This window comes from Flavobacterium sp., assembly GCF_031423415.1.
Lineage (GTDB): Bacteria > Bacteroidota > Bacteroidia > Flavobacteriales > Flavobacteriaceae > Flavobacterium.
Map to the genome: position 1 here is coordinate 1 of NZ_JANPFL010000061.1, position 3,745 is coordinate 3,745.

The window sequence follows — 3,745 nt, forward strand, 5'->3', positions numbered from 1 at the left end:
AAAACTTCAATATTTGAAAAAATATTTTTCTAAATTTCAAATATTGAGTTCTACAAAGAACACTAAAAAACAAGCAAAACAGTTGAAATGCTTATAAATAGTAGCTTTTCAAGTTTTTATCGGACAACAATGATTATTAATTATCAATTGTTAATTATCAATTGTTAATTCTTCTTTTAATTTGTAAGTTTGCAACTATGTCGATTAACACTAACATTACCGATAAAAAATACAAAAAACTATCTCTTCAAGTTTCCTTGACCGGGCTTTCGTTTTGTGATTTTGACACCTTGAATTACAAAATACTTTCTATAAAGGAAGTGCAATTTGATACTTTTCATAAAGCTACCAAAATTGAAGAATTGTTTGCTGATGCTTTCAGGGACAACGCTGAATTAAAGGATTCTTATGATGAAATATTGGTTATTCACAACAACAATCTTTCGACATTTGTACCAGAACCACTTTTTGACGAGAACTACTTAGGAAGCTATTTACAATACAATACAAAGGTTTTCGAAACCGATTTTTTTGCCTTCGACGAAATATCTAATTACCAAATGAATGCGGTTTACATTCCGTATGTGAATATTAATAATTTTTTTATTGACCAATTTGGTTCTTTCAATTACAAACACGCCAACAGTATTTTGGTTACCAAACTTTTGGATACCTCCAAAAACAATGACGATAAAAAGATGATTGTGAATTTCAATCCAGGTCATTTTGAAGTTATTGTTGTTCAAAACCAAAAATTGCATTTATTCAATTCTTTCGATTATCAAACGCCGGAAGATTTTTTGTACTATCTCCTTTTCACTGCCGAACAATTAAGTATGAATCCCGAGAATTTCAAATTGGAGTTGCTGGGAACCATTGCCGAGGAAGACGATTTCTATAAAATAGCTTTTAAATACATTCGAAATGTATCCCTTTTTGATGTTTCCGATTTGCAAAAGAACAATACTTTTTCAACTGCCCAAAATCAGAAACATTTTATCTTGTTCCAATCGTGAGAATCATTTCAGGTAAATACAAAGGAAGACGCATTTTTCCGCCCAAAGGACTTCCCGTTCGCCCTACAACTGATATGAGTAAAGAAGCATTATTCAATGTTTTGAACAACCATTTCAGTTTTGAAGGCTTGAAAATACTGGATTTATTTGCAGGAACTGGAAATATAAGTTTTGAATTTGCCTCTCGTGGCTGTACTCCCATCACATCTGTTGATGCTGATTTTGGTTGCGTAAAATTCATCAAGCAAGTTGCTGCGGAATATGATTTCAACATTGCGGCCACGAAAAGTGATGTTTTCACCTTTTTAGAAAGAAACAAAGCAACTTACGACATTATTTTTGCTGATCCGCCTTATGCTTTGGATCAAAAAACCTTCGATAAAATCGTCTTGACCGTTTTCGAAAAAAACACCCTGCAAGATGACGGAATGATGGTAATTGAACATTCCAAGTACACAAAACTCGACCATTTGATTCATTTTTCATTCAAAAAAAGTTATGGTGGTTCGATTTTTAGTTTCTTTGAAATGGAAAAATCTACTGACGAAGAAATGGATGATGAAGATTTATTTTCGGAATCCGCAGAAGAATAATTTCACACAGCCATACTCATAAAAAAATCAAATAGCTGCAGATTAACAGATTTTCAAAAATGTTTTTTAATCTGTGAACCGAGTTCACCGCGGCGGACGAATAAACGAAGTAATCTGTCGTATAAAAATTGAAGAAGTCCTTTCAGAAATTAAACATAGAGCGATTCAATAAAATCCAACAGATTTCAAATACCTGTTGGGTAAAATAAAAAAAACCGAACTATCGCTAGTTCGGTTCTGCTAACAAAGCAAAAAAAAAATTAATCTTTTTGAGAACTAACAGCCAAACTGTAAATTACCAAACCAAAACCAATTTTGTTAATGGCATCTGCGATGTTGTAAGCCACATCAATATTACCAGCTGGAATTAATCCGTTGTACCATCCTGTTGTTCCCATCATGTAGCCAAGCGGATAAATTGCCCAACCTACAAGTACAAACCAACATAAGATTTTGTGTGCTTTTTGGATTTCTCCACCAGCAGCTGCTGCTAATTTGGCAGCTGATCCTAACCAAATTTCGTAAACAATCGCAAAGTAAGCAACACCAGAAATGAATCCCCAGAAAGCTGCACTCTCAGTAAATACTACTTCTCCAAAGTAACCTGTAACTAACATTACTACCGAATAGAAAATCATCTTCCATAACAATGATTTTTTTGCGCCAGCTACTTTCAATATTAAGTAAAACTCAAGACACATCAATGGCACGGTCAACACCCAGTCAACATAACGAAAGAATGTTGGGGATTCGCCAAATGAAGCCCAATAATCTCTCATGTAAAAATAATGAACCGCAGCAATAAAGGTAATCAAACCTGAAACTAAAACTGAGGTGCGCCACTTTTTATCAAATTGGCTTAATGATAAAAAGAAAAAAGCTGATGCAGCCATCATAGCCATACAGCCTACAAAGAAAGTAAACCCTACATAATCGGTTGGTGATAATTTTCCGATCAAACCTGGAATAAGCATTAATTTTGTCATAATAATTTTTTTTAAATTAATTTTTTGTTGAAACAAATGTAATAAAAGTTAAACAATAAAAAAATATTTTCTTAATTATTTTTTAATTAATTTTAAAAATTAATAATATAAATGAAAAAATATACTAATATCGCAATCGTAGCAAGCTTTTTCGGGTTATGGATGGATTCCTATTTTTCGAAAAATCTTCAAATAATGTCAGGTTTTTTCTTAATTTTTACCTTTGGTATCCTGCATGGTGCCAATGATTTACTAATAATTAATAAATTTAATGTTAAAAAACCATCTGATTCACAACTTAAAATTTTTGGTTATTATGTAATCGTTGTCTTAACTGGCTTACTTTTATTTTATATCATTCCACAATTAGCTCTCCTATTATTTATTATTGTTAGTGCATACCATTTTGGAGAACAGCAATGGCAAAATTTAGAAGTTCATTTTCCAAAATGGCTTGTGATTGTGTTCCAGTTCTTCTATGGATTCTCTATTTTGCTGTTGTTGTTCCATTTTCATACCATTAAAGTGCAAAACATCATCTTAAATATCGTAAATGCTACTATTCCTATTCCATACTTTACTTTATTATTGGAGATTTCGGGTATCACTTTCCTCTGCTTAAGCGCCTATTTTTATTGGAAATCAAATAAAATTAGAAATAAACTACTACTAGAATTCTTTCACCTGCTTGTCTTTGCAATCATTTTCAAGTCTTCCAGTTTGATATGGGGATTTGCTATTTATTTTGTGATATGGCATAGTATCCCGTCTATTATAGACCAAATTAAATTTATGAATGGTTCGTTTTCTAAGGAATATTTTATCGCTTATTGTCGTTCCGCGGGAATATATTGGCTGATTTCAATTTTGGGAATAGCACTGATCTATTTTACACTTAAGGAAGAAAAGCTATTCAACGCCTTGTTCTTCTCATTTTTGGCAGCCATAACCTTTCCACATACTGTTGTTATAAATCGAATGTTTCAAGGGAACAAGAAGCAAAAAAATTAAATAGACTGCCCCCAAAAAGTTAGACACTATTTGGGGGTATTTTTATGGAAAGAAAAGTCAAGTATGATTATGCATTTAAGCTTGAATGCGTAAAATTAATTTTAGAAAAACATTACTCTTGTAATTATGTTTCTACACA

The 3,745-nt window shown here is 32.1% G+C and carries 4 protein-coding genes; 3 read left to right on the forward strand and 1 reads right to left on the reverse strand.

The genetic code is table 11. The features are described 5' to 3' along the window. The first annotated feature begins 197 nt into the window (after nt 1–197). Together RMO83_RS06450 and RMO83_RS06455 are read left to right on the forward strand one after the other, a co-directional pair. Complete coding sequence (locus RMO83_RS06450; RefSeq protein ID WP_310558854.1) at nt 198–1,016, forward strand: DUF3822 family protein; 819 nt, start codon at nt 198–200, stop codon at nt 1,014–1,016. Next, complete coding sequence (locus RMO83_RS06455; RefSeq protein WP_310558855.1) at nt 1,013–1,609, forward strand: RsmD family RNA methyltransferase; 597 nt, start codon at nt 1,013–1,015, stop codon at nt 1,607–1,609. The genes RMO83_RS06450 and RMO83_RS06455 overlap by 4 nt, the downstream gene beginning before the upstream one ends. Before the next feature lie 260 nt (nt 1,610–1,869). On the opposite strand, the gene RMO83_RS06460 is transcribed toward RMO83_RS06455, so the two are convergent. After that, nucleotides 1,870–2,595, reverse strand: a complete 726-nt coding sequence (locus RMO83_RS06460; protein WP_310558856.1) for a bacteriorhodopsin-like — start codon at nt 2,593–2,595, stop codon at nt 1,870–1,872. Between the two features lie 111 nt (nt 2,596–2,706). Between RMO83_RS06460 and RMO83_RS06465 the strand changes: the two genes are divergently transcribed. After that, nucleotides 2,707–3,606 (forward strand): Brp/Blh family beta-carotene 15,15'-dioxygenase, encoded by a 900-nt coding sequence (locus tag RMO83_RS06465; RefSeq protein ID WP_310558857.1) that lies wholly within the window; start codon nt 2,707–2,709, stop codon nt 3,604–3,606. The last annotated feature ends 139 nt before the right edge of the window (nt 3,607–3,745 follow it).

Excerpts from the sequence above, each read along its gene's own strand:
- RMO83_RS06450 (WP_310558854.1), top strand. The coding sequence starts at position 198 with ATGTCGATTAACACTAACATTACCGATAAAAAATACAAAAAACTATCT.
- RMO83_RS06460 (WP_310558856.1), bottom strand. The coding sequence starts at position 2,595 with ATGACAAAATTAATGCTTATTCCAGGTTTGATCGGAAAATTATCACCA.
- RMO83_RS06465 (WP_310558857.1), top strand. The coding sequence starts at position 2,707 with ATGAAAAAATATACTAATATCGCAATCGTAGCAAGCTTTTTCGGGTTA.